Source organism: Nonomuraea sediminis (assembly GCF_018531495.1).
GTDB lineage: Bacteria > Actinomycetota > Actinomycetes > Streptosporangiales > Streptosporangiaceae > Nonomuraea > Nonomuraea sediminis.
Genome location: NZ_JAHDTI010000002.1, coordinates 1,157,038 through 1,182,191 on the forward strand (window position 1 = coordinate 1,157,038; position 25,154 = coordinate 1,182,191).

A 25,154-nucleotide genomic window follows, 5' to 3' on the forward strand; every position below is an offset into this window, starting at 1 on the left:
CCTGGGACCCGCCTGGGGTCTCTTGTGGCCACGGGGGTGCCCTTCAGGCGCCGGGTCGGTGGGACGGGGTACGGCGAAGGCGGCGCCCTGTGCGGCGGCGAGCCACGACCCCGGGAGCCACGATGACGAAGCGCCGTGGCGGCGAGCAACAATCCCCGACTCGCCAGAAGCGCCGGACGCGGGCCCTCAGCCCACGACGGCGGGCGGCCGCAGGGGGCTGCCCGCCGTACGGCCAAAGCCCGCCGTACAGCACAAAAGGAAGATCACGTGTGCTGGAGGAGGGGTGGGATGGTGCCGGGGCAGGGTGGGTGGTCGTGGTGAGGGCTGAGGGGGGTGGTTTCGCGGGAGCGGGTGGCGCGGTGGCGGTGGCGGAGGGAGGCGAAGGCCGCGCCCGCCGTGAGGGCGATGACGGCGATGCCGTAGCCGTAGGCGGTGGGGAAGAGGCCGACGCGGGTGACGGCGATGCCGGCGGCCACCGCCGGGAGGCTGAGTGCCAGGTAGGACACGACGTAGATGGCGGCGATGACCTGCGCGCGGGAGGCGGCGGGGGACAGGCCGGTCAGGGTGCGCAGGGCGCCGGAGAAGGACGGGCCGAAGCCCGCGCCGGCGACCATCGTGCCCGCGAAGAAGAGCGCGGTCGATCGGGTGGCCAGGGCCAGGAGCGCCGCGGTCACGCCGGTGATGAGCAGGGCCGAGCCCGCGTAGAGGCAGCGTTCGGGTGACCAGTCGCGGCCGAGCAGGGTCATGGTGACGCCGCTGCCGTTCAGCGCGAGGATCACCAGGCCGCCGATCAGCCGGCCCTGCGAGTGCGTGAGTGTGCCCACGATGGACGGCCCGAGCGACAGGTAGAGGCCTCCGAGCGCCCAGCAGGCCACGATCGACGGGATCAGCGCCAGGAACGCGCCGCGCACCTGCGCGGGCACGGTCGCCCGCGGCCGCAGCGCGGTGCGCCAGGCGCCGTCAGGCGAGACCGTCTCCGGCATCACCGCGGTCAGCACCACCAGCACGGCGAAGCCGGCGAGCAGCAACCAGAAGATCAGGTGCGTCGGCGCGGGACCGAACTGCACCAGCAGCCCCGACGCCAGCGCGCCGAGCGCGATGCCGCCCGAGGCGGACATGTTCGTGACGATCGACGGCACCTTGGAGGAGGCGCCCCTGAAGTCGATCATCATGGCGCTGATCGCGCCCGACGCGATGCCGGTGGCGATCCCCTGCAGGATCCTGCCCGCGGTCAGCCAGGCCACGTCGCGCGCGGACACGAACACGGCCATCGCGAGCAGTTCGATCACGGCCGCCGCCAGCAGTACGGGGCGGCGCCCCACGTGGTCCGACAGCGAGCCCACGAACAGCAGCGTCACCAGCAACGCCAGCGCGTTGGCCGCGTACACCGTCGTCAGGACGATCGGTGAGAAGTGCCAGGCCTGCTGGTAGAGCCCGTACAGCGGCGAGGGCGCCGACGCGGCGCTCTGGATCAGGCACAGCAGTACGGCAAGCGACCAGAAGGCCCCCGTGTTCGAAAGTCGGAACGATGCGGCCATCGCGGATCCCCCTTCGACCAAGAGGAGATCTCAGCATGATGTGCCGCGAAATACAACGTTCGACCTAGATAAGTACGTGATCGGCCGGATGTCCCACGAAGGAGAACTGCGCGTTCCTGGTCAGCTTGATGTGGTCGGCCTGCCAGGTGTGCATGGAGGCGTCGGCGCTGCGCCAGTAGACGAAGTTGAAGCGGTCGGCCGAGTAGATCTTGACCCCGTCCTCCTTCAGCCTGCGGACCAGATGGGTGTCCTCTCCGCGGGTGATGTCGGCGAAGCCGTAGGAGCGGAACATGTCGGCCTTGCCGAGGAACGTGCCGCCCTGGACGAGGAACGAGTACCGGTGCTCCAGTCCGGGCAGGCGGAGCATCGTGGTGTTGGCGCCTTCGAAGTAGCTGTAGTGGGCGCCCTTGCCGACCAGTTCGGCCTCGGTGTAGTCGAAGGCGCGGACCAGGTCGGACAGGTAGTGCTCGCCGTACAGGTTGTCGTCGTCCATCTTGGCGATCAGCTCGCCCTCGGCGGCGGCGATGCCGAGGTTCATGCAGGCGCCCAGCGACAGCTCCGGCGAGGCGGGCAGGACGGTCACGTCGGAGATTCCGGCCATGCGTGCCTTGTCCGCCACCACGACGGGGTCGATGTCGAGGCCGTGCAGCACCATGACGAGCTGGAGCGGGCGGTGGATCTGCTTGGCCACCGAGGAGATCGCGTGCTCGATCTGGGAGGCCCGGTTGGTGGGCAGCACGACCGAGATCGACCGTTCCCCGGTGACGACCGGCTTGCCCAGGACCCGCAGGATCTGGTCGACCCGGTGCGAGAACAGGTGCTTGTCGAACACCTCGCGCATGGCCAGGTGGCCCATCCTGGCCCGCAACTCCGGGCTGTTGATCAGGTGGAGTACCTGGTTGTAGGACTCGACCGGCTCGCGGGCGATCGGGAGCAGTTCGCCGAACGTCTCCTCGATCGCGCGCGACCACCCCGACACGACCGGCGTCGAGCAGGCCGACAGCTCGAAGACCCGGCGCGCGCACATCGTCGGCGAGTCCAGCACGGAGTTGACGTTGAGGAAGACCTTGTACATGCGGTACGCGGCCAGCATCTGGTCGTAGGGCAGCTCGCCCACGATGTGCGGCCGGTACTTCTCCGGCCACGCGTACTTCTCGTCCACCTCGCCGTTGCGGGCGAAGATGTGCAGCCCGAGCTCCCTGATCGGGTCGATCACGGTCTCCATCTGCTCGCGGCGCTCGGGGTGCTTGTCGCGGAAGTACATCCCGGCGAAGACCACGTCGTGCAGGCGGCCCTGCTTCTGCTGGATCGGGTTGTGCACGCGGGGCTGGGCGGCGAACTGCAGCACATCGACCCGATCATGTCCCAGAACTTCGCGATATTTCGGGATCATGTCGCCGTCGCACGTGAACACGTAGTCGAACAGCCTGGCCGTGTCGATGAAGAAGTCGAAGTTGGGCGGGTCCTCCTTGTTCCAGAAGACCGTGGGGATGCCCTCGGACCTGCACCAGGCCACCAGCTCGCGCAGCGGTTCCTTGGGCGCGTTCGTGCCGGTCATCTGGTAGCGCCAGCGGCCCTGGTTCCCGTGCCAGGCCGACTCGCAGAACAGCAGGTCGGGACGCCGCTCGGCGAAGATCTCCGGCCAGTCCTTGAGCCCGAACTCGATCTGGTCCCACTCGTAGCGGAAGGCCATCCTGGAGAAGTCGTCCAGGATCACCGCGACCTTCAGATCGGGCCGGTTGACGGGACCCAGCGGCCACTTCACCGCCGGAACCTCCACCAGCGGCGGCCGGTGGTTGGCGATCTCCGTCGCCTCGCTCACCGGGATGGGCGCCTTGGGCGCCTTGTCCTTGGACCTGACCGCCTGGACGATCTTCCCCGGAGACTTGGTGCCCAGCGCCTCGCCTAGCTTGAAGGCCCGCTTGGCCTGCGTGGCCTCCAGCTTCCAGGTCGCGTAGGCGGCCTTGGCCTCGGCGATCTCCAGCCGCCGCCGCAGCTCCCTGACCTCGGCCTCGTAACGCTCGACGAGCTTGCGCTCCTCCGGCAGCCAGTTGACGGGTCCGAGCCGCTGGTACTTGGGCTCTTCGGGGGTTTCGGCCATGCTGCTCGCCTATCGCTCAGGTCTGTGCATCGTACGGCTCCGCCGTACCGACATGTCGGGAAATGTGGCTACTCGGCCCGTGTGCCCTGGGAGGCAGGCGCCAAGTTGTCGCCCTTGAGCCAGGCGGCGATGACGCGGGCGATGCGCGGCCCGGCGGCGCCGTCCCACAGCGGAGGCAGCTCGCCCGAGGGCGTCGAGGCGCCGTCGGCCAGCGCCTTCTCCGCGGCGGCCGGCAGCAGCGCCGGGGTGACCAGGCGGTTCGTGCCGTGGGTGATCGTGACGGGACGCTCGGTGTTGGGCCGGACCGTCAGGCAGGGGACGCCCAGCATCGTCGTCTCCTCCTGCACGCCGCCGGAGTCCGTCACGACCAGCGAGGCGCCGCGCACCAGCGACAGGAAGTCCACGTAACCGAGCGGGTCGACGACCTTGACCGCGGGCCCGTCGACCAGGCCCGCCTCCGCCAGGCGGGTACGGCCGCGCGGGTGGATCGGCACCACGACGGGGATCTGCCGCGAGACGTCGAGCACCGCGTCGACCAGCTCCCTGGCGGCCTCCGGGGTGTCGACGTTGGCCGGGCGGTGCAGCGTGGCCACGGCATACCGGGTCGGTATGGCCAGGCGCTCCACGATCGGCGCCGGGTCGAGGCCGGGCAACGCGGAGAAGAGGCTGTCGATCATCGGGTTGCCGACGAAGTGGACCTTGTCCGGGCTCACGCCCTCGCGGGCCAGGAACGACAGCGCCTCGGGGGAGGTCGTGAACAGCAGGTCCGACAGGGAGTCGGTGACGATCCTGTTGACCTCTTCGGGCATGCCCCGGTCGAAGGACCGCAGCCCCGCCTCGACGTGCGCGGACCTGATCCCGAGCTTGGCGCACACCAGGATCGCGGCCAACGTGGAGTTGACGTCCCCGTAGACCACGACCAGGTCAGGCTCGTGCTCCTGGAACACCTCCTCCAGCCCCACGAGCAGCGCCGCGGTCTGCTTGGCATGCGTCCCGGACCCCACCCCCAGATTCGCCATCGGCTCGGGCAACCCGAGATCGGCGAAGAACACGTCCGACATCAACGCGTCATAGTGCTGACCGGTGTGGATGATGCCCTGCCGCACGCCGAGTTCGCCGAGTGCGCGCACCACCGGGGCCGCCTTCACAAAGTTGGGCCGCGCCCCCAACACGTGCAGAACCAGGGGGTTCTCCCTCATTGACCTCGCCTTTCATAGCGGAAGGGGAAAAACGTTGCCTATGGTACGGTCACCGCGTGGTAAGCGAAGACTCCAGGAAAGTCTCGGCCAAGTCCGCACGAGCAGGCGTCGGCGGGCTCCTGAAGGGCTTCGTCCAGCACCCGATCATCGTCACGCGCGTCGTGGTGACCAAGGTCAAGTCCGACCCCGTCAGGGTGGCACAGGCCGCGGCCGACGCCTTGCCGCCGCGGTTGCGGCCCCTCGTCGGTAGCGTCGCCTGGCCCGCCGCGCGGCAGGTGCGCCGGGTCGTGCGCAAGATCGGCATGCGGGCCGTCCAGGGGCCGTGGAACGAAGCCAAGGGGCACTGGGACGCCGGCCGTATCGACGAGGCGGCCGCCGTGCTGGACGCGCACGCCAAGTACCCCTTCATCAAGCGCCGCGCCGCCTACTACCGCGGCGAGAAGGCCGCCATCAGCCCGAACCCGATCCCGCCCGGTCCCAAGGTGGCCGTCGGCGACCGGGTCCAGGGCCGGGTGCTGCACTGCGTCACCAACGCCCTGCCGTACACGCAGGCCGGCTACACGGTCAGGACGCACCGCATCGTCACCTCGCAGCAGGCGGCGGGGCTCGACCCGCACGTGGTGACCAGTTGGGGCTGGCCGATGCTGCAGGGGCACGCGCAGGCCACGCCGTTCGAGGAGATCGACGGGATCCCGTACTACCGGCTGCTGCCCGACGGGCGCGGCGAGGTGCCGTTCGAGATGCGCGGCCGCATGGTCAAGGGCGCCGAGGGGGTCACCAAGCTCGTCAGCGAGCTGAAGCCCCAGGTGCTGCACGCGGCCACCGACCACCGCAACGGGTCCGTCGCGCATGCCGTACGGGACAGGACGGGCACGCCGTTCGTGTACGAGGTGCGCGGGTTCCTGGAGGAGACCTGGGTCTCGCGCGACCCGGAGGTGCGCACGGGCAGCCAGCGGGCGGTGCTGCAGCGCGAGCGCGAGGCGTTCCTGATGCGCGAGGCGGACGCCGTCGTCACGCTGGCCGAGACGATGGCCTCGGAGATCGTGGATCGTGGCGTGCCGCGGGAGAAGATCTTCCTGGCGCCCAACGCGGTGGATGACTCGCTGCTGACCGCGCAGTACGACGGGGAGACTTTCAGGCGAAATTTCGGGATCGAGCCTGGCGAGGTCGTCGTGGGTTCGGTGTCGAGCATCGTGGGCTACGAGGGGTTCGCCACGCTGCTGAACGCGGCGGCGATCATGCGTGACCAGGGCGCCCCGGTCAGGGTGCTGATCGTGGGTGACGGCGCCGAGCGCGACAACCTGCTTGAGCTGGTCAAGGAGCTCAAGCTCAGCACCGCGATCCTGCCCGGCAGGGTAGGCCCGGAGGAGGCCCTGCAGGCGCAGTCGGCCATCGACATCTTCGCCTGCCCGCGCGAGGACCTGCGCGTGTGCCGACTCGTTACGCCATTGAAACCCGTCGAGGCGATGGCCCTCGGCAAGCCCGTGGTGCTCAGCGATCTGCCCGCGCTGTCGGAGCTGGTGGGTTCGGACGGCGCCGGGATGCTGGTGCCTCCTGGTGATCCGGCCGAGTTCGCCAAGGCGCTGGCCGGGCTGCGTGAGGACCCGGAGACCCGCCGTGTGATGGGTGAGGCGGGACGGGCGGAAGTGGCGGCGAAGCGGACTTGGAGCCGTGTTGCCGAGACATATCGGTCTCTCTACCTGTCTCTGACCTAATGATGACCTTCAAGTTGGCTGTCTGTTGTGACGGGTTCGGTCGCATTAGGCGTGAGCTAGGTGGACTTGAGATAACCTTTGCGACCATGAAGTGTTGTTTCCGGCCCGCCAAGGTACGGCTGTGACAGAAATCGACTTGGCTGTCATCGGCCTCGGGTACGTCGGCATGCCACTGGCCAAGGAGGCCGTGGCGGCAGGCCTGCGGGTCGTCGGCGTGGACGTCGACCCCCGCAAGGTCGACGCGCTCAACGCCGGACAGTCCTACATCGATGACCTGACGGACGCCGATCTCGAGCACATGCTGGAGAACGGTTTCACCGCCACGCTCGACGAGTCGGTGCTGGCCAGAAGCAACACGATCGTCATATGCGTGCCCACCCCGCTGGATGAGGACCACCGCCCGGACCTGTCGGCGGTGGAGGGCGCGACCACGACCGTCGCGCGCAACCTGAGCAAGGGCACGCTCGTCGTCCTGGAGTCCACGACATGGCCGGGAACCACTGACGAGGTGGCGCGCCCGCTGCTCGAATCCTCGGGCCTGGTCGCGGGGGAGGACTTCTATCTGGCTTTCTCGCCGGAGCGGATCGACCCGGGCAACCCCAAGTTCGGGCTGCGGAACACCCCGAAGGTCGTCGGCGGTTACACGCTGACCTGCCGCGACCGCGCCACCGCCTTCTACGGGCAGTTCATCGAGCAGGTCGTGCCGGTCTCCGGCACGCGCGAGGCCGAGATGGCCAAGCTGCTGGAGAACACCTACCGGCACGTCAACATCGCGCTCGTCAACGAGATGGCGATCTTCTGTGACGAGCTGGGGATCGACCTGTGGGAGGCCATCGAGGCCGCGGCGACCAAGCCGTTCGGGTTCCAGAAGTTCCTGCCCGGCCCCGGAGTCGGCGGGCACTGCATCCCCGTCGACCCGTCGTACCTGTCGTACACGGTCCGCAAGCTCGGCTACCCGTTCAGGTTCGTCGAGCTGGCGCAGGAGATCAACGAGCGGATGCCGTCGTACGTGGTCAACCGCGTGCAGCGGCTGCTCAACAGGCACAAGAAGGCCGTGAACGGCTCGCGGGTGGTGCTGCTCGGCGTCACCTACAAGCCGGACATCGCCGACGAGCGGGAGACGCCGGCGCTGCCGGTGGCGCGCGCGCTGCTCGAGCTGGGCGCCGAGCTGTCGTTCGTGGACCCGCACGTCAAGGAGTGGAAGGTCGACGGCACCCCGGTGCCGCGTGAGGAGGAACTGGCCGAGGCCGTGATGAACGCCGACGTGACGCTGCTGCTGCAGCAGCACGCCGCGTTCGATCTCGACATGGTCGAGGACAAGGCCAGGCTCGTGCTCGACACCCGCGGTGTTCTCACCGAGGGTGAACGCGTCGAGCGGCTGTAGCGACGGAGGGCTGCGCGCAGTGCACGTGCTCGTCATGACGGTGGTGCATCACCCCGAGGATGCGAGGATCCTGCATCGGCAGATCCGCGCGCTCGTGGATGCCGGTCATGAGGTCACGTATGCCGCCCCGTACACGGCCAGGGGGGTCGTTCCGCGATCCTGGGTGACCGGGGTCGACCTGCCGCGGGCCGCCGAGCGCCGGCGGATCTCGGCTGTCCTGGCCGCGCGCCGGCTGTTCAAGAAGATGCGCGACAAGGTCGACCTGGTGCTGATCCACGATCCCGAGCTGCTGTTCGCGATCTGGGGGGTGCGCAGGCGGCCGCCGGTGGTGTGGGACGTGCACGAGGACACGCCGGCCACGCTGTCGCTCAAGCCGTGGATGCCGTCGTTCCTGCGACCGCCCGTCCGCTTCCTCGCGCGCATGCTGGAGGGTACGGCGGAGCGGCACCTGCACCTGCTGCTGGCCGAGACGGCGTACGCGGGGCGGTTCAAGCACGCGCACCTGATCGTGCCGAACGAGACATGGGTGCCCGACTCGGTGTCGCCGCCGGGCGAGGACCGGGTGGTGTACCTGGGCTGGCTGTCGTGGGCGCGCGGCGTGCGCGAGGCCGTCGAGGTGGCCAGGATCCTGCAGCCGTACAAGGTCGCGGTGGAGCTGATCGGCTACGCCGACCCGCAGAGCCGCCCGATGCTGAACGAGGCGGTGGCGGAGGGCGTGCTGGAGTGGCGCGACTTCATGCCGAACGACGAGGCGCTCAAGCGTCTGGACGGCGCGCTGGCGGGGCTGTCGCTGCTGCACGACGAGCCGAACTACCGTCACTCGATGCCCACGAAGATCGTCGAGTACATGGCGCACGGCATCCCGGTGATCACCACTCCGTCGCCCCGGGCGGTCGAGCTGGTCGAACGTTACGACAGCGGCGTCGTGGTGCCGTGGGAGGACCCCAAGGCCGTGGCGCAAGCCGTACTGACCTTAAGGGACAACGTTCAGGAACGGCGGGAACAGGGAGCGCGAGGGTACGCCGCCGCGCGAGCCAACCACCACTGGCCGAACTCGGCGAAGCGGTTCGTGGCGCAGCTCGAATCCTGGGCCAGCGTCAAGTAATTTCCGGCTTATCACGAGGGCGGGTTCCTGAACGTGCGGTGGCTTCTTGTGCTCCTGGGCGCAGCAATCATCGCCGCCGTCGCGGCCGTGGTCCTCGTCCTGCCCCATGGCAGCCCGTCGAAGACGGCCGGGCAGACGAAGGCGACCCCCAAGCAGACCAACCCCACGCCCAAGGTGAGCGAGTTCACCGACCCCTGCGGCACCTTCGAGACCAAGGAGAAGGCGCCCTACGCCGTCACCGGCTACTGGATCATGCCGAAGTCCAACCCGTGCACCTGGCGCCGCCAGCTGAAGGAGATCCACGACCTGGGCGGCGACACCGTCATCAGGGTCGGGTACGGCCTGCAGTTCCGCACCACCGACGACGAGGGCCGCGTCAAGGACCGCGACGGCCGGCTCGACCCGCTGTACAAGGACTGCGAGGAGAACGGTCAGAGCTGCGTGGCCGCGGCGCGGGCCGATCTGAATGCGGCCAACCACGGCAACCGGATCTCGCGCATCTACGCCTACCGCACCGACGAGTCGTACGGGCCGAAGATCTTCCGCTGCCCTGAGCTGGAGAAGAAGATCGAGGTCGGCAAGCGGGTCTACTTCCGGCTGCTGTCGCGCACCGACGGCTCCGACGACGCCACCTGCGACTTCAGCAAGCCGCAGAAGTACGACCTGATCCTGGTCGCCGCCGCGGCCAAGGACAGCCTCAGCGAGCTGCTCGACCTGGGCGAACAGTTCGGCGTACAGGTGTACCCCGCGCTGCCGCTCGCGCCGCGCGACCCCAAGACGCCGACCAGGGCCAACCCGCAGCACATCAACCCGCTGACCACGCTGACCAGGCGCATCGTGCAGGACTACGGCGATCGCTTCGCCGACAGGGAGTCGCTCGGCGGCGTCTACCAGCCGTTCGAGGTGCAGATGTCCGCCACGCTGGTCGGCAACCCGACACTGTCGGTGTACGCGGGCCAGCACGACATCGTCCAGCAGGAGCTGCCCGGCAAGTCCATCCTGATCAGCCCGTACATGGACGCCCGCAAGCGCGTCGGGTTCGGCCAGACGCCCGCCCAGGTGGCCGACGCGTTCAAGCTGCTGGCCCGGACGGGGGTCGGCATCATCGCGCCGCAGGACAGCCGTGGCACGGGCAAGGTCGGCCTGTTCTGGCCCGACCAGCGCGACTCCGAGGTCGACGACCGGCTCAAGCCGGTGGTCGGGGAGACGACGTACGGCGACGCCTACCACGGCTCGACGCGCGACTACTACCGCGAGATGGCCACCGCCCGCGAGCAGATGATCCAGCAGGGCTACCAGGTGCAGCTGTGGGCCAACGTGGAGGCCTTCGAGCCGTCGGGCGAGCAGCCGTGCGCGCCGCAGGGCACACGCGGCAAGACGGACAAGAAGCGCCTGGACCAGGCCGTCACGATGGCCGGGCGGTACGTCCAGAAGGTCGTCTCCTACATGTGGAGCGACTTCTACAGCTGCGGCTCGCCGTCGCTGCAGGACGAGATCGCCAAGGACTGGCAGCGCCCGATCGCCGTCGACGCCGTCCGCCAGGGCCGCGACATCCAGGACGGGGTCGAGGTGCGCGGCTACAACTTCACCGGCTCCTACATCACCTTCGAGTGGTCGGGCGGCACCAAGGAGATCAGCGTGGCGGGCGCGGGCTGGCTGGACGAGCACCCGGCCGACCTGCCGGAGGGCATGATGACGGCCTGGGTTCCCTTCGACTGGACCCAGGTGCCGGCGGGCGAGTGGGTGAAGATCGGCGTGAAGGGGCCTTCCGGGAAAGAGACCACGGAACCCCTGCATGTACGGATAATGACCTGAGCTCGCAGCGTGTAACGTGCCTGCCATGGTCCCGAGCATCCCGGTCAGCGTTGACCTGGTCGTGCTCACCGTGCGCTGCAATGCACTGAGCGCGCTCGTGTGGCGCCGCGACAACCCGCCCTTCCTGCGCCGCTGGTCGCTGCCCGGCGGCTTCATCCAGCTGGACGAGGACCTGCCCGACGCGGCCCGCCGTATCCTCTCCGAGCGCGCGGGCATGCCCACCCCGATCCATCTCGAGCAGCTGCAGACGTACGGTTACCCGGACCGTGACCCGCGCCAGCGAGTGCTCAGCGTCGCCTACCTGGGTCTGGCGCCCGACCTGCCGGCCTCGGAGAAGGCGCACATGGCCTGGGTACCGGTGGCGGAGCTCACGGCCATGGCCTTCGACCACCGCCGCATCATGCTCGACGGGATCGAGCGGGCGCGGGCGAAGCTGGAGTACACCTCGCTGGGGGCGGCCTTCTGCCCTCCGGAGTTCACGGTCGCGGACCTGCGCAGGGTCTACGAGATCGTCTGGGGCCGGCCTCTGGATCCCCGCAACTTCCACCGCAAGGTCACCAAGGCCGAGGGCTTCCTGCTCGAAACGGGCGCCACCACGACCAGAGACGGCGGCCGCCCCGCCAAGCTCTACCGCCGCGGCCCCGCCGAACTCCTCCACCCCCCGATGCTCCGCTCCCTCAAGGAATGAACACAAAGGCCTTCGCTCCGCTCAGCCGTTCTTCCAAGACCCACCCGTTGCCCATCTGGGTGGTAGGCCATCTACCTCCCACCCCGCTCCAAGGCCTTCGCTCCGCTCAGCCGTCGCCCTCAGTCGGGCCTGCGCCCGACCCCTGAAGGTCTTCGCTACGCTCAGGCGCCCCAGAAGGGGCTGACGCCCATGCTCAGCCAGCGTGGAAGGCTCAGAGCTCGAGGCGGGATCGCAGGCTCAGGGAAGGGCGAACACATCCGCCGCCGTGACGCAAAGCAGGTCGGGCGACGAATGAGTGACCTCATCTCTCGCACACACCGCGTAACGGAGGCCTTCGGGTTCGCGAGTGAGCTGTGCGGCCTTGGCTGCGAGACCTGGCACGATCCGTGCGGCGTTCACCTTCCTGGCCCATTTGGCCTCTCCGGCCAGGATGGGGCGCCGGGACCGGCCGCTGAGCGCGACCGCGTCGATCTGGTTCTGTCCGTCGGCCTGCCACCACGAGCCGATGGCCACGACCTCCGGCCCTATGTCAGCCGCTCTCAGCCGCAGATGATCCCTGAACGCCTCTTCCCATGCCATGCCGAGATGATCGTTCAAGGACTCCATCAGCACAGGCATGATCGTGTCCCCGAGCCCCCGATCGATCTCGGGAAGGACGCGCGACAACGTTCCCAGGTAGAAGGCGAGGAAGTTGTCCGCGATGCGATAGATCTTGCGGCGGGTCCGCTGGGTCTCCGTGACTGGTTGGATTCGCTCGACGAGGCGCAGGGCCAGCAGGTCGTTGAGCGTTCTGGAGGGGTCGGCGCGGATGACGTCGGCGATCTCGTTGTGTTTGGTGTAACCCTCGGCGATGGCCTGAAGGGTGGCGGCCAAGTGCACGCCCTGGCCCGCCTCGGTCGCCAGGACCAGATCTCCTTCGCGGATCATCTTGGCGTCCGGATGTCCGGCCAGCCGGGCGAGGTTGCGCTCAACGGAGAGCTCCGGCCGCCACCACGACAGGTAGAGGGGCATGCCGCCGACGAGCCCGTACACCAGCGCCCGGTCGGCCGGATCGAGTTCGGGCAGCATCTCGGCGGCCTCGTGAGGACGGAAGGGATGTAGTTGCATGGTCAGGTCGAAGCGCCCGTAGAGCGGGGAGCGATACTCCTGAATGGAACGCATGATCCGGACCGCGGAGCCACACACGATGATCCGCAACTGCGTCCGGCCGTGTGAGTGATCAAGAAAGGCGCGTAGCACTCCCTCCAGCTCGGGGGCGTTGGTGATCAGCTCGGGAAACTCGTCGAGTATGAGAAGCAGCGGCTCGGCCTCTGCCTCCCTGGCAAGATGATCAAGCGCTTCGTCCCAGGTCTGATACGGGCGTGACAGGAGATCGCGCGTAGGAGAAGCAAGGGCGGCCGCCGCTCTGAACGAGAGCTCGGCGAGTTCGCGACGCGGGGTGCGCCCGCCTCCTGTGTGAAAGATCGTTCGCTTGTTCTCGGTGAAGTGCTGGAGCAGGGCGGTCTTGCCGACGCGCCGGCGCCCCCAGACAAGGGCTGGGCGAGGGTGCGCCTCCTCCCACCAGTCATTGAGGGTGAGCAGTTGCGGCTTTCGCCCCACGAACTTCATGACATCAACGTAACCGACATGGATGTCAGTGACATCTATGTCGGTGACATCCATGTCGGCTACTCAGGAAACGGACTCGCTGGGATGGGCCTTGTCCCAGTGGTCGCGGGACGTCGCGATGGTGTCCTTGTGTGTGCGGGACCAGTCGGCCAGGGCGGCGATCGTGGTGGCGAGGCTGTGGCCCATGGGGGTAAGGCGGTATTCCACCTGCGGCGGGATCGTCGGGTACGCGATGCGTTCGACGAGGCCGTCCCGCCACAGGCGCTTCGTGGTCAGGGTGAGCATGCGCTGGGAGATGCCGGGGATCGCGCGCTGGAGCTCGCGGAAGCGGCGCACGCCCTTGGCCAGTTCCACGACGACCAGCACGCTCCACCTGTCGCCGAGCCGGTCGAGGACGTCGCGGATCCCGCAGTCGTCGTCGCCGCAGGGGCCGTCGACCTGGGGGGTTACGGCCGTGTTCGTGACTGACACGAAAGTGCCTCCTTACGGTGGCGCCGGAGGGCGCGAATCCTGTTCCCACAAGCTGCAACAAAGGGAGCGTTCTGATGATTCTCGTTACCGGCATTTCCGGCGCGCTGGGCGGCCTGATCTTCGAGGGGCTGCGGGCGGTCGACGGGCTCGACGTGGTGGGAGGCACCCGGGCGGGCGGCACGGCACGCCGTATCGACTTCGAGGACCCGGCGAGCCTGACCGAGGGGCTCGCCGGGGTGGACGTGCTGGTGTTCGTCTCGGCCGGGTACGCCGAGGACGACGTGGTCCTGGCGCGGCACGGCGCCGCGGTGGACGCGGCGGCGCGGGCCGGGGTCAAGCACGTGATCTACACCAGCCTGGCCGGTTCGGGCGACCTGATGACGATCGCGCTGCCGCACCGCTGGACGGAGTCCCGGCTGGCCGCGGCCCCCTTCGACGTCACGGTCCTGCGCAACGGCCTGTACGCCGAGGTTCCGGTGGGGCTGGCGGCGGCGGGCGCCGCGAACGCGGCCGAGACGGGCGTGTTCGCCGCGGCGCTGGGCGAGGGGCGCGTGTCGGTGGTGGCCAGGCAGGACCTGGCGGACGTCGCCGTCAGGGTGGCGGCCGAGGTCGAGCGGGACCTGGCCGCCGACGGCCGCAGCCGCCACGCGGGGCAGGTCTACGAGCTGGAGGGCGTCACAGCGATCGGCGGCAGGGAGATCGCCGAGGTCCTCACCGAGGCGCTCGGCAGGCAGGTCGCCTACCACGACGTGCCGCTGTTCGACATGCGGGCCGCGCTGGCGGGCAGCGGGCTGGAGCCCTACCAGGTGACCCACACGATCTCGCTGTTCTCCAACGCCAAGGCCGGACTCCTGGAGGCCGGCTCCAGCGACCTGGAGGCCCTGCTGGCGACCGAGCCCCGGCCGGTCATGGAGGCCGTCGTCGAGGCCGCGAAGGCCGGCTACCGGTCGCAGTCGGTCACGGCCGTACGCGGCGGATGACCGCCGCGAACTGACCGGCCACCCCCAGGCAGAACCCGGTCCTGGACACCTCGAGCACCCGTAGCGCCACCCCGTGGTCCGCCGCGACCACCAGGGTCACCCCCGCGAGGAGCATCCACCAGCCGCAGTACGCCGCCGCCCGCGCAGGGACGGGCAGCTCCGCGAAGGAGTCGCGCAGGCGGGCGCAGTGGAAGGGGACGTGACGGTGCTCGTCGGCCAGGATGCGGGCCGCCACGGCCGAGGTGAGCGGATCCCGGCTGCCGTCCCGCAGCGCACGGTAGTACCGCAGCGCGACCACCTCGGCGATCAGCAGCACCATCAGCTCGAGCCGCAGCCCCAGTGCCCGCCGTAGCCGGACGAATACCGTGTCGGTCCAGTGCCCGGCGATGGGCCCCGAGCCCCCGGCCAGCAGCAGGCGCGCGAGCAGTCTGGCGTGGTCCTGCTCCTCGGCCACGAACAGCCGCACGGCCTTGGCGTAGTGGTCGGGACCCGCGACGGACGCCTTGGCGATGAGGTTGGCGCCGTCGCCGCTCTCGCCCACCTGGAAGCGCTGCAGGCTGCGCAGTACGGCGGGGCCGAGCAGGGCGCCGAGCCCCCAGTCGGGCTCGGTCCGCCCGGCCGCGGCCGCCTCGAAGTCGGGGGTGAAGTCGCGCATGCCCCGCACGGTACGGACCGGATGTGCAGAAACGACCGGGCCGGTGTAGAGGTCCTGGGCAACGTTCTACAGTTGGGCCATGCCTCGTTTCCGCGCGATCCTGGACACAATGCCCGCCTACAAGCCGGGCAAGGCCGTTGTCAGCCCCGATGGGCGCTCCTACAAGCTTTCCTCGAACGAGTCGCCCTACGAGCCGCTGCCGTCCGTGGTGGAGGCGATCGCGGACGCGGCGCGGCAGATCAACCGGTACCCGGACGCGGGCGCGATCAAGCTGACCGAGACGCTCGCCGAGCGGCTCGGGGTGCCGGAGAGCCACATCGCGCTGGGCGCGGGGTCGGTGACGGTGGCGCAGCAGCTGTTCGAGACCATCGGTGAGCCGGGCGCCGAGGTGGTGTACGCCTGGCGGTCGTTCGAGGCCTACCCGCTGCTGGCCGACCTGGCGGGGGTCACCTCCGTCAAGGTCCCGCTCAAGGGCGAGGAGCACGACCTCGACGCGATGGCCGAGGCCATCACCGACAGGACCCGCATGGTCTTCGTCTGCAACCCCAACAACCCGACCGGCACCAGCATCCGCCGTGACGACCTGGTGCGCTTCCTCGACCGGGTGCCGGACAACGTGCTCGTGGTCCTGGACGAGGCCTACCGCGAGTACGTGCGCGACGCCGACGTGCCCGACGGGCTCGAGCTGTACCGCGACCGGCCCAACGTGTGCGTGCTGCGCACGTTCTCCAAGGCCTACGGGCTGGCCGGGCTGCGGGTCGGGTTCGTGGTCGGCCACGAGCCCGTGGCGGCGACCGTACGCAAGACGATCATCCCGTTCGCGGTGAACTCCATTGCCCAGGTGGCGGCGATCGCCTCGCTGAAGGCCGAGGACGAGCTGCTGGAGCGGGTCGACGCGGTGGTCAAGGAGCGCACCCGCGTGCGCGAGGGGCTGATCGCCCAGGGTTGGACCGTCCCGCCTACGGAGGCGAACTTCGTCTGGCTCCGCCTGGGCGACGACACGCTCGACTTCGCCGCGGCCTGCGCGGTCGAGGGCGTCGCGGTCCGCCCGTTCGCCGGCGAGGGCGCCCGCGTCTCGATCGGCGACCCCGAGGCCAACGACGCCTTCCTGACGGCCGCCGCGGCCTTCAGGAAGGGCTGAGCGGTACGGCGGGCCGCGCCTGCCCGCCGTACCACGTCTACTTCAGCCAGCCGGCCTTGTTCCAGTCGTCGGAGGCCAGGCCGCCGGCGCCGAAGTTCGCCACGCCCTTGCGGACGGCGAGGATCTGGGGCCGCTGGTACAGGGCGATCGTGTGCCCGAGCGACCAGACCAGCGTGTCGGCCTGGTTGTAGAGCTTGACGGCCTCGGCCGGGTCCGTGGTCACCTGGGCCTTCTTCAGCAGGTCCACCAGCTCGGGCGAGCTGACGCGGCCGTAGTTCTGGAAGACGTTGTCGCCCTCGGGCGCCTGGTACTGCGCGTAGGCCTGCGACAGGAAGAGCTGGTCGACGTTGCGGAAGGAGACCAGGTCGAAGTTGCTCCGGTTGACGTACTTCTCGAAGTAGTCGTTGCCGGGCACCTTGTCGATGCTCACCTGGATGCCGACCTGCCCGAGCATCTGCTGCAGCAGCGCGGCCACGTCGAGCTGCGACTGGGCGGAGTCGGCGGAGACCACGAAGGACAGCTTGAGCGGCTGGCCGTCCTTGGTGCGCGGGTTGCCGTCGGCCCAGCCGGCCTCCGTCAGGAGCTGCTTGGCGCCGGCCACATCGAGCTTGCCGTACTCGCCGGAGTTGTCCTGATAGCCCTGCTGGTTGGGCATGAAGAAGTGGTTGCCGACCGGCTTGGGGGTGACGGGCAGGTCCTTGAGCGCGACCGTGGCCAGGGCCTGGCGGTCGATCGCCTTCTCGATGGCGTTGCGCACCTTGACGTCGCCCAGCGGGCCGCGGCCGCCGTTGAGCACGACGATGACCTCGTCCCAGCGGGCGCCGACGCGGATGTCGGTGTCCGGGTCGCTCTTGACGCGCTCGTAGGCCTCGCTGCGGACGGCGCTGGTGTAGTCGATCTCCTTGTTCAGGTAGGCGTCGAGCGCGGCGGCCGGGTCGAGCGCGCGGTAGACGATCGAGTCGAGCTTGGGCGGCGTGCCCCACCAGTTCGGGTCGCGGACGGCGGTGATGGTCTGCGCCGTCTTGTCGTATGAGCTGATCTTCCAGGCCGATCCGGTGATCGGCACCTTCTCCACCCAGCCCTTGTTGAACTTCTCCGGCGTGTCGTAGGCGGCCGCCGGGAACAGCGTCTTGAACAGCAGCTTCCAGTCGGCGAACGGCTGGCTGAAGGTCACCTTCACCTCCGAGGCGCCGGCGCCCTGCTCGACCTTGGAGATCAGCTCGTACCCGGCGGAGCTGGCGATCAGGTAGCGCTTGTCCTTGCCGTTCAGCGCCTTCCACTGCGCCTCGAAGTCCTTGTACGACAGCGGCTTGCCGTCCGACCACTTCGCCTTCGGATTCAGCCGGTACGTGATCACCTGCGGTGAGGTGGCGGTCACCTCGGCCGAGAGCAGGTAGTCCGGGTTCGGGTTGGCCACCCCCTTGGCGTCGCTGACGAACAACGTGGGCTCCACCAGATCGGTGATCGCCTGGGCGTCGCCCTGCGTGCCGTCCACCTGGCCGCTGTTGTACTGCGTGATCCACTGCTGGATCGCCAGCCGGAACGTGCCGCCGTCCTTCAGCTTGTCCAGCGGCTGCGGGTTGACGTCCGAGGCGTCCGCGGCGACGGGGGTGACCGTCCTGGCGGGGGCCGCCGGGGCAGCCGTCCCGCCACCGCAGGCGGACACGGCGATCGCGAGCGCGGCCACGACGACGGGGAGCATGGGTCTCATCGGTTCTCCATATTTCCTACTTTACAGATAGGATAATTGCACTTTACTCGCCCGAGCCCGGAGGGTCCACATGCTCGCGTACCTGGGCAGGCGCGTCGGCTACTACGTCGTGCTGCTCCTGGTCGCGGTCTTCATCTCGTACGGCCTGGCGTCGGCGACCATGAATCCCCGCGCCTACTTCGAGGGGCGCCGCCCGCAGCCCACCGCCGAGACGGTCGACCGCCGGCTCACCGAACTCGGCGTCAACGACCGGGTGCCGTTCGTCGAGCGCTTCGGCTCCTGGCTGGGCCGTGCGGTGACCGGCGACCTGGGCAGGACCATCGATGACACCCCGGTCAACGACGAGTTCGGCCGCAGGATCGGCGTGAGCCTGCGGCTGCTGCTGGTGGGCACGCTGGTCGGGACCGTGGTGGGCGTGCTGGCCGGAGCCTGGGGCGCCGTCCGCCAGTACCGCTTCTCCGACAGGGCCGTCACGGTGATCTCCTTCGTGCTGCTGTCGACGCCGGTGTTCCTGCTGGCCACGCTGCTCAAGATCGGCACGACGTGGCTGAACGACAACGTCGTCCACCTGGTCGACTTCACCGGCGAGACCACCCCGGGCCTGCGCGGCGGATGGCTCGCCCACCTCGGCGACAGGGCCGCGCACCTGCTGCTGCCCACGCTGTCGATCGCGCTCGGCACCATCGCCGCCTACAGCCGCTACCAGCGGGCGACCATGCTGGACGTGCTGGCCTCCGACTACCTGCGCACCGCCCTGGCCAAGGGCATCCATCCCAGGGCCGCGCTGCTGCGGCACGGCCTGCGTACCGCGCTGGTCCCGATGACCACGTTCTTCGCCTTCGGCTTCCTCGGCATCTTCACCGGGGCGGCCTTCACCGAGCGGATCTTCGGCTGGCACGGCATGGGCGACTGGTTCATGAACGCGGTTGGGCGCGGCGACCTGAACTCGGTGGTGGCGGTCAACGTGTTCGCCGCCGTCGTCATCCTGCTGTCCGGCTTCCTGTCGGACGTGCTGCTCGCCGTCCTCGACCCCAGGGTGCGCACCGCATGATCACGCTTCGCCGCTTCGTCAGGTCCAGGGGCGTCCTGGTCGGCGTCCTGGTCATCGCCCTGCTGTTCCTGCTCGGCTTCCTCGGCCCGGTGGTCAGCCCGTGGACGCCGACCCAGGTGGACTACCTGTCGATCCGCTCGGCGCCCTCGGCCGCCCACTGGTGGGGGACGAACCGGATCGGCCAGGACGTCTTCGCCCAGACCACGTACGGCCTGCGCAAGTCACTGATCATCGGGCTCGTGGTCGCGCTCTGCTCCACCGTGCTCGCCTCGCTGGCCGGCGCCGCCTCCGGATACCTGGGCGGGTGGGCCGACCGGGTGATCCGCTTCGGCGTGGACCTGCTGCTGATCTTTCCTGGATTCCTGGTCATGTCGCTGGTCTCGCCGCGGCTCAAGGGCGCCGGGTGGCTGGTCTTCGCGCTGCTGCTGGGATTCCTCGGCTGGATGATCAGCGCCAGGATCGTCAGGTCGATGACGCTCTCGCTCAAGGAGCGCGACTTCGTGCGGGCCGCCGAGCTCATGGGGGTGCCGCGGTTCCGGCTGATCGCCCGGCACATCCTGCCCAACGTCGCCTCGTTCCTGATCATCGACACCACGATCGCCGTCGGCGGCGCGGTGATGAGCGAGACCGCGCTGTCCTACTTCGGCTTCGGCGTGCAGCCGCCCGACGTCTCGCTGGGCACGCTGATCGCCGAGGGCACGGAGGCCGCCATCGGCTACCCGTGGATGTTCTTCTTCGCCGCCGGGCTGCTCATCGCGTTCGTGCTGGCCGTCGGCCTGGTCGGCGACGGCCTGCGCGACGCGCTGGACCCCGCCGGCCGTGCCGCCCGCCCCGCGCGCGGCACCGTCACGCCGCTGGCCAGGGCCGACGAGCCCGCCGACGACGTGGTGCTGAGCGTGCGGGACCTGTCCGTCAGCTTCGGTACAGCTGCCGCCGTGCGAGGCGTGAGCTGGGACCTGCGCCGCGGCGAGGTACTCGGCATCGTGGGCGAGTCAGGATCGGGCAAGTCGGTGTCCGTCCTGGCGGCGATGGGCCTGCTTCCCGGCACGGCCTCCGTGACGGGTTCGGTACGGCTGGGCCGTACCGAGCTCATCGGGGCCGGCACGCGCACGATGATGAGCGTGCGCGGGGCACGCGTGGCGATGGTGTTCCAGGACCCGCTGGCGGCCTTCACGCCCGTGTACCGCATCGGGCACCAGATCGCCGAGGCGCTGCGCGCGCACACCGGCCTGACCCGCGAGCAGGCGCTGGCCCGCGCCGTGGAGCTGCTGCGTTCGGTCGGGATCCCGGAGCCGGAACGGCGGGCGCAGGCCTACCCGCACGAGTTCTCCGGCGGGATGCGGCAGCGGGCGATGATCGCCATGGCCATCGCCAACGACCCCGACGTCATCCTGGCCGACGAGCCGACCACCGCACTCGACGTGACCGTGCAGGCGCAGGTGCTCGACCTGCTGCGCGAAGCCCAGCGGGAGACGGGGGCGGCGCTGGTGCTGGTCAGCCACGATCTCGGGGTGATCGCCGGGACCGCGGACCGGGTCGCCGTCATGAACAGGGGCGTCGTGGTCGAGGAGGGGCCGGTGGAGGAGGTGTTCGCCAGGCCGCGCGAGCCGTACACCAAGGGCCTGCTGGCGGCGGTGCCGCGACTGGACTCCGTCCGGGAGCCCAGAGCCATTGCTCCGGCTCCGCCGCTGGTGGAGGTGGCAGGGCTGCGCAAGACGTTCCCGCTGCTGCGCGGGCAGGTGTTCCGGCGCAGGTACGGGACGGTCTACGCGGTCGACGGGGTGGATCTGACGATCAGGCCGGGGGAGACGCTGGGGCTGGTGGGCGAGTCGGGCTCTGGCAAGACGACCACGCTGTTCGAGCTGCTGGCCAGGCCGGAGATCCGCAGGGACGCCCAGCTCGTCTTCCAGGACCCGATGTCCAGCCTCGATCCGCGGATGACCGTCGGCGCGATCGTCGCCGAGCCGCTGCGCACCAGGGGGCTGCCGGTGGACGGGGTGGGGGAGCTGCTGGAGCAGGTGGGGCTGCGGGCCTCCGACGCGGACCGGTTCCCGCACGAGTTCTCCGGCGGGCAGCGGCAGCGCATCGGCATCGCCCGCGCCCTGTCGGTGCGTCCCAGGCTGGTCGTGCTCGACGAGCCCGTCTCGGCGCTGGACGTGACCGTGCAGGCAGGGATCCTGGACCTGCTGGCCAGGCTCCGCGACGAACTGGGGCTGGCCTACCTGTTCGTCTCGCACGACCTGGCCGTGGTCAGGCAGGTCTCCGACCGGGTCAGCGTGATGTACCTCGGCAGGACCGTCGAGACCGGCGACACCGCGTCGGTTCTCGGCGAACCCCTGCACCCCTACACCAGGGCCCTCATCTCGGCCGTGCCGATCCCCGATCCGGCCGTCGAGCGTGCGCGCGAGCGGGTGCTGCTGGCAGGAGACCCGCCCAGCCCCTTCGAACGCCACCAGGGATGCCCGTTCCGCGGCCGCTGCCCCGTCTACGCCGGGTTGCCCGAACCCGGCAGGCAGCGGTGCGAGAGCCAGGCGCCCGTGCAGGAGGAGCGGCGCTCAGGCCATCTCGTGGCTTGCCACTTCGCTGAGTGAGGCCTTCCTCCTGCGTTCGGTCGAGACCACGAGGATGACGCCCGCCACGATCACCAGGCCGCCGATGATCATGCGGGTGGTGACCTCCTCGTCCAGGATCAGCACACCCAGGAGCACCGCGACGACCGGGTTGACGTAGGCGTAGGTGGACACCAGGGAGATCGGCGCGTTGCCGAGCAGCCACGAGTACGCGGTGAAGGCCACCAGCGAGCCGAAGACGACCAGGTAGGCCAGCGCCACCCACGACCTGGTCGAGACCGCCGCCAGGTCGAGCCGCTCGTGGGTGGCCAGCCCGATCACCACGAGCCCGGCGCCGCCGGCCAGCATCTCGATCGTGCTGGCCGCGAAGGAGTTCGACGGCATCGGGATCCGCGCCGACAGGAACGACCCCAGCGACCACGACACAGCCGCGATCAGCACCACCGCGATGTCGCCAGGGCTGGCCTGCCCGCCGGAACCCAGCGACAGCGCGGCCACGCCGCAGAACCCGACGAGCACCCCGGCCAGCGTCAGCACCTGCGGGCGGTCCCTGACCACGAGCCGCATCACCACCAGGCACAGCGGCACCGAGGCGATCAGCAGCGCCGCCAGCCCGCTCGGCATGTGCTTCTCGGCCACCGACAGCAGCCCGTTGCCGGTGGTCAGCAGCAGCAACCCGACCAGCGCGGCGCCCAGGAACTGCCGCCCCGTCATGCGGAACGGCGCCCACCCCTTGCGGATCAGCTGGATCACCGCGAGCACCGCCGCCGCGATCAGGAACCGCAGCGCTCCGCCCATCAGCGCGGGCAGCGTCTCGACCGCGATCCGGATGCCCAGGTAGGTGGAGCCCCACACCACGTAGACGATGACCAGCGCTCCCCAGATGAGGAGCGTGGTGCGGCGGTCAGTGGTGTTCGGTGTCATGGCTCCTTACGATAGCGGTCCGCATAGTGAGACCACCTGCGGGTATCGGACAGCGAAGTGGCGGGATCTTAGCGATGTACGGCTTTCGCGCCACTGTCGGCTCTAGCTGGGGAAATGTCAGGATTCTGGCATCGCAACCGGCACGAATGGAGCCCCGATGTCCGCCGTCACCGCGGTACCCGCCGCAGCCAACGCCGACGCCGTCGCGCACTTCTCCGCCCGCCTGGCCTTCGAGACCGACGTGTCGGACGTGGCGGCCGACCTGGCGGCGGGCGCGCCCGGCGTCGTGGTGGTCGACTCGCGCAGCAAGGAGTCCTGGGACCAGGGCCACATCGACGGCGCCGTCCACCTGCCCACCGCCGAGATCGCCGCCCGGGCGCGCGACCTGATCCCGCAGGACGTGACCGTGGTGACCTACTGCTGGGGCCCCGGCTGCAACGGCGCCACCCGCGCCGCCCTGGAGTTCGCCCGCCTGGGCTACCGCGTGAAGGAGATGCTGGGCGGCTTCGAATACTGGGCACGCGAGGGATTCGCCGTCGAGACCGCCGCGGGCCTGACCAGAAGGCCCGTCGACGAGCTCACCGCCCCCGTCTCGGGAATCGCCTGCGCCTGTTAGCCCTCAGCCGGTCAGCTCGGCGTCGTGGGCGAGCAGGGCGATCTGGGTCCGGTTGTTGAAGTGTGGAAGCTGGCGCCCCCGTCCGAAACACGTCGATCGGGGGCGATGGAAAACATACCCCAACCATCCCCATCAACCAATAACTTCACTTGCCCTAACTTCAACTTGTCACCATCAGGGCGCCACAAAAACCCCACGATCACCAAGAACACCCCATCTAGCCGCTCAAGAACGGAGTCGTAACGGCGAGTAACCGTCGCCGACTCGCCGGAAGCGCCGCCCGCGGGTCCTCAGCCGAAGTACGGCGGGCGGCCGTAAGGGGCTGCTCGCCGTAAGAGCTCATGAAGACAGGGCGGTCCGCCGCTCTGGAAGGGGAAGGGAGCGACGGACCGGATCGGGGTGGTCAGCGGGGGCCGAGTTTCTCCACGATGAGACGGTAGAGCTGGCGTGGCCGTCCGGGCTGGGGAGTCCGGTTGGGCGGGAGCGGCCACGCGAGTCCCTCGTCAACCAACGTGCGCAGCAACCGCCTGGCCGTCCGGGGCGTGACCCCGAGCATCTTCCCCGCGCCCTCGGCGTCGACCACCGTGTCGCCGCCCTCGAGCTTGGCCGCGAGCCTGGCCAGCACTTCCACGCCCTTGGGTTTGAGCGTGGTCGCGCCCGCGGGCGGCATCCTGGGCGCCGGGATGAGGGCTCTGCCCTCCCTGTCCACGGCGAAGCCCTGCGCCTGCTTGCCTGCCTGGCTGCGGGCCAGCGCGGCCCTGGCGTGCGACTCGGCGTCGTGCGTCGTGCGGCCCATGCCCACGCCCACCTCGACCGCCAGCCCCAGCTCGTCGCGGATCCTGGCCGCGAACGGCAGCACACGGAAGCCGTCCGTCGCCGCCGCGATCGAGCCCCTGGTCGCGGTGACCAGGTAGCTGTGGTCGTCGATCGGCCAGACGGTCGCGTTGATCCGGTTGGCCTCCTGGACCAGCAGCCGGTGCAGCGACAGGCGCAGTTCGTCGCGCCAGTAGCGGGGCGCGGCGCGGCGCACGGGTTCGCGCAGCGTCGGCACCTCCACCAGCACCACGGTGAGCTGCGACTCCTCCAGCCGGTGGTGTGCGCCGAGCAGCGCCGCGGTGTGCAGCGCGCTGCGGACCGCCGCCGAGGTCGGCCTGATGCGGATCACGGGCACCCCCGCCGCCTGCAGGCGTTCCGCCACCTGGGGCAGGCACGTCAGCGCGCCGGTGGTGGCGCCCTGGCGGGCCAGCCGTTCGTGGAATGCGGCGATCGTCCCGGTGGCGCCGGGTTCGTCGCGGCTGTGCACGTCGGTGGCCGCGATGCCCAGATCGGTGTACGCCTCCTCGACATCGGCACGCGAGACCACGTCGATGCTGACCCGCTGCGGATCGATGCGCGCGTCCAGTGCCGCCTTGGCCAGCGCCGCCACCAGTGCCGCCCCGCCGAGTTGCACGTAGGTCGCGGGCATGGTGAGCACGCCCGATCGCCTGGCCAGGTCGTAGGGGACCGGGCTGGCGAACAGGCACGCGTCCACGCCCGGACCGAGCCGTGTCACTTTGTCCGGCGCTTCCTGCTCATCGCGATAAGCGGCCGCCACCAGGCGGCAGGGCAGGGGCGCGGCGGCGTGGCCCATCAGCATGACGCGCTCGACCAAATCGTGCGGCCCGACCACACCAATAGTGAGGTCCGGTGTCATGGCGCCCGGGCGTGACACTCGGGGAGTTTCTTCGGCCCTCTCGACCAATGTTCGTCCCATCCTGCCGTCCGTTTACGGTGCGAATGATGGAGTCCGCCTCACCCTCCCGGTAGTCGGGTTCGGCTTCCTCACCATGCTCTCTTTTGGAACGATCGCTCGCGGGGGCCGTAATGTCACGCCCGACTTTTC

General features: G+C 69.6%; 19 protein-coding genes and 1 pseudogene. 11 read left to right on the forward strand and 9 right to left on the reverse strand.

Annotation, left to right across the window (positions count from 1 at the left end; all coding sequences use genetic code 11):
* Positions 1-263 precede the first annotated feature (263 nt).
* From KIK09_RS13645 to wecB, 3 genes are all read right to left on the reverse strand, one after another.
* Positions 264-1,538, reverse strand: coding sequence for an MFS transporter (locus KIK09_RS13645; protein ID WP_214319474.1), 1,275 nt, complete (start codon positions 1,536-1,538; stop codon positions 264-266).
* A 64-nt stretch (positions 1,539-1,602) separates the two neighbouring features.
* On the reverse strand, positions 1,603-3,639 hold the full coding sequence (locus KIK09_RS13650) for a glycosyltransferase family protein (RefSeq protein WP_214319475.1): 2,037 nt from the start codon (positions 3,637-3,639) through the stop codon (positions 1,603-1,605).
* Positions 3,640-3,707: 68 nt separating this feature from the next.
* Complete coding sequence (gene wecB / locus KIK09_RS13655) at positions 3,708-4,838, reverse strand: non-hydrolyzing UDP-N-acetylglucosamine 2-epimerase (RefSeq protein ID WP_214319476.1); 1,131 nt, start codon at positions 4,836-4,838, stop codon at positions 3,708-3,710.
* Between the two features lie 56 nt (positions 4,839-4,894).
* Between wecB and KIK09_RS13660 the strand changes: the two genes are divergently transcribed.
* From KIK09_RS13660 to KIK09_RS13680, 5 genes are all read left to right on the forward strand, one after another.
* Complete coding sequence (locus tag KIK09_RS13660) at positions 4,895-6,553, forward strand: glycosyltransferase family 4 protein (protein ID WP_308164072.1); 1,659 nt, start codon at positions 4,895-4,897, stop codon at positions 6,551-6,553.
* A gap of 121 nt (positions 6,554-6,674) precedes the next feature.
* Positions 6,675-7,937 (forward strand): nucleotide sugar dehydrogenase, encoded by a 1,263-nt coding sequence (locus KIK09_RS13665; protein WP_214319477.1) that lies wholly within the window; start codon positions 6,675-6,677, stop codon positions 7,935-7,937.
* 19 nt (positions 7,938-7,956) lie between these two features.
* Positions 7,957-9,042: a glycosyltransferase gene (locus tag KIK09_RS13670; protein ID WP_214319478.1), complete on the forward strand. Its 1,086-nt coding sequence runs from the start codon at positions 7,957-7,959 to the stop codon at positions 9,040-9,042.
* Between the two features lie 33 nt (positions 9,043-9,075).
* On the forward strand, positions 9,076-10,857 hold the full coding sequence (locus KIK09_RS13675; RefSeq protein ID WP_214319479.1) for a DUF4434 domain-containing protein: 1,782 nt from the start codon (positions 9,076-9,078) through the stop codon (positions 10,855-10,857).
* Positions 10,858-10,882: 25 nt separating this feature from the next.
* Positions 10,883-11,545: an NUDIX hydrolase gene (locus KIK09_RS13680; RefSeq protein WP_214319480.1), complete on the forward strand. Its 663-nt coding sequence runs from the start codon at positions 10,883-10,885 to the stop codon at positions 11,543-11,545.
* 237 nt (positions 11,546-11,782) lie between these two features.
* Here KIK09_RS13680 and KIK09_RS13685 read toward each other — a convergent pair whose 3' ends face one another.
* Both KIK09_RS13685 and KIK09_RS13690 read right to left on the reverse strand, forming a co-directional pair.
* Positions 11,783-13,207, reverse strand: coding sequence for an ATP-binding protein (locus KIK09_RS13685; protein ID WP_214319481.1), 1,425 nt, complete (start codon positions 13,205-13,207; stop codon positions 11,783-11,785).
* Between the two features lie 9 nt (positions 13,208-13,216).
* Positions 13,217-13,624, reverse strand: coding sequence for a winged helix-turn-helix transcriptional regulator (locus tag KIK09_RS13690; RefSeq protein WP_214319482.1), 408 nt, complete (start codon positions 13,622-13,624; stop codon positions 13,217-13,219).
* Between the two features lie 74 nt (positions 13,625-13,698).
* On the opposite strand from KIK09_RS13690, the gene KIK09_RS13695 reads away from it, so the two are divergent.
* A complete protein-coding gene (locus KIK09_RS13695; protein ID WP_214319483.1) occupies positions 13,699-14,604 on the forward strand; it encodes an NAD(P)H-binding protein in 906 nt (301 codons plus the stop codon).
* Here the strand turns inward: KIK09_RS13695 and KIK09_RS13700 are convergent.
* Entirely contained in the window at positions 14,582-15,259 is a 678-nt protein-coding gene (locus KIK09_RS13700) for a ferritin-like domain-containing protein (RefSeq protein ID WP_214319484.1), read from the reverse strand. The two genes, KIK09_RS13695 and KIK09_RS13700, sit on opposite strands and share 23 nt — an antisense overlap.
* Before the next feature lie 79 nt (positions 15,260-15,338).
* Between KIK09_RS13700 and hisC the strand changes: the two genes are divergently transcribed.
* Positions 15,339-16,400: a histidinol-phosphate transaminase gene (hisC, locus tag KIK09_RS13705; RefSeq protein WP_214319485.1), complete on the forward strand. Its 1,062-nt coding sequence runs from the start codon at positions 15,339-15,341 to the stop codon at positions 16,398-16,400.
* A 37-nt stretch (positions 16,401-16,437) separates the two neighbouring features.
* Here hisC and KIK09_RS13710 read toward each other — a convergent pair whose 3' ends face one another.
* On the reverse strand, positions 16,438-18,111 hold the full coding sequence (locus KIK09_RS13710; RefSeq protein ID WP_214319486.1) for an ABC transporter family substrate-binding protein: 1,674 nt from the start codon (positions 18,109-18,111) through the stop codon (positions 16,438-16,440).
* A gap of 70 nt (positions 18,112-18,181) precedes the next feature.
* On the opposite strand from KIK09_RS13710, the gene KIK09_RS13715 reads away from it, so the two are divergent.
* The 3 genes and pseudogenes from KIK09_RS13715 to KIK09_RS13720 all read left to right on the forward strand — a co-directional run bounded on the left by KIK09_RS13715 (position 18,182) and on the right by KIK09_RS13720 (position 21,753).
* On the forward strand, positions 18,182-19,162 hold the full coding sequence (locus tag KIK09_RS13715; RefSeq protein ID WP_214319487.1) for an ABC transporter permease: 981 nt from the start codon (positions 18,182-18,184) through the stop codon (positions 19,160-19,162).
* A pseudogene (locus KIK09_RS57640) lies at positions 19,159-19,962 on the forward strand (ABC transporter permease); the annotation flags it as partial. The gene KIK09_RS13715 and the pseudogene KIK09_RS57640, both read left to right, overlap by 4 nt.
* A 54-nt stretch (positions 19,963-20,016) precedes the next feature.
* Positions 20,017-21,753 carry a dipeptide ABC transporter ATP-binding protein gene (locus KIK09_RS13720; protein WP_372455662.1) on the forward strand — a complete coding sequence of 579 codons (1,737 nt, stop codon included), beginning with the start codon at positions 20,017-20,019 and terminating at the stop codon, positions 21,751-21,753.
* On the opposite strand, the gene KIK09_RS13725 is transcribed toward KIK09_RS13720, so the two are convergent.
* Positions 21,718-22,656, reverse strand: a complete 939-nt coding sequence (locus tag KIK09_RS13725; RefSeq protein ID WP_214319489.1) for an EamA family transporter — start codon at positions 22,654-22,656, stop codon at positions 21,718-21,720. The two genes, KIK09_RS13720 and KIK09_RS13725, sit on opposite strands and share 36 nt — an antisense overlap.
* Positions 22,657-22,813: 157 nt before the next feature.
* On the opposite strand from KIK09_RS13725, the gene KIK09_RS13730 reads away from it, so the two are divergent.
* Positions 22,814-23,272 carry a rhodanese-like domain-containing protein gene (locus KIK09_RS13730; protein WP_214319490.1) on the forward strand — a complete coding sequence of 153 codons (459 nt, stop codon included), beginning with the start codon at positions 22,814-22,816 and terminating at the stop codon, positions 23,270-23,272.
* 403 nt (positions 23,273-23,675) lie between these two features.
* On the opposite strand, the gene KIK09_RS13735 is transcribed toward KIK09_RS13730, so the two are convergent.
* Entirely contained in the window at positions 23,676-24,965 is a 1,290-nt protein-coding gene (locus KIK09_RS13735; protein ID WP_214319491.1) for a transcriptional regulator, read from the reverse strand.
* Between the last annotated feature and the right edge of the window lie 189 nt (positions 24,966-25,154).

Coding starts and splice junctions, on each gene's coding strand:
- wecB (WP_214319476.1), bottom strand. CDS start 4,838: ATGAGGGAGAACCCCCTGGTTCTGCACGTGTTGGGGGCGCGGCCCAAC.
- KIK09_RS13695 (WP_214319483.1), top strand. CDS start 13,699: ATGATTCTCGTTACCGGCATTTCCGGCGCGCTGGGCGGCCTGATCTTC.
- KIK09_RS13710 (WP_214319486.1), bottom strand. CDS start 18,111: ATGAGACCCATGCTCCCCGTCGTCGTGGCCGCGCTCGCGATCGCCGTG.
- KIK09_RS13650 (WP_214319475.1), bottom strand. CDS start 3,639: ATGGCCGAAACCCCCGAAGAGCCCAAGTACCAGCGGCTCGGACCCGTC.
- KIK09_RS13685 (WP_214319481.1), bottom strand. CDS start 13,207: ATGGATGTCACCGACATAGATGTCACTGACATCCATGTCGGTTACGTT.
- KIK09_RS13645 (WP_214319474.1), bottom strand. CDS start 1,538: ATGGCCGCATCGTTCCGACTTTCGAACACGGGGGCCTTCTGGTCGCTT.
- KIK09_RS13730 (WP_214319490.1), top strand. CDS start 22,814: ATGTCCGCCGTCACCGCGGTACCCGCCGCAGCCAACGCCGACGCCGTC.
- KIK09_RS13715 (WP_214319487.1), top strand. CDS start 18,182: ATGCTCGCGTACCTGGGCAGGCGCGTCGGCTACTACGTCGTGCTGCTC.
- KIK09_RS13680 (WP_214319480.1), top strand. CDS start 10,883: ATGGTCCCGAGCATCCCGGTCAGCGTTGACCTGGTCGTGCTCACCGTG.
- KIK09_RS13725 (WP_214319489.1), bottom strand. CDS start 22,656: ATGACACCGAACACCACTGACCGCCGCACCACGCTCCTCATCTGGGGA.
- hisC (WP_214319485.1), top strand. CDS start 15,339: ATGCCTCGTTTCCGCGCGATCCTGGACACAATGCCCGCCTACAAGCCG.
- KIK09_RS13700 (WP_214319484.1), bottom strand. CDS start 15,259: ATGCGCGACTTCACCCCCGACTTCGAGGCGGCCGCGGCCGGGCGGACC.
- KIK09_RS13735 (WP_214319491.1), bottom strand. CDS start 24,965: ATGACACCGGACCTCACTATTGGTGTGGTCGGGCCGCACGATTTGGTC.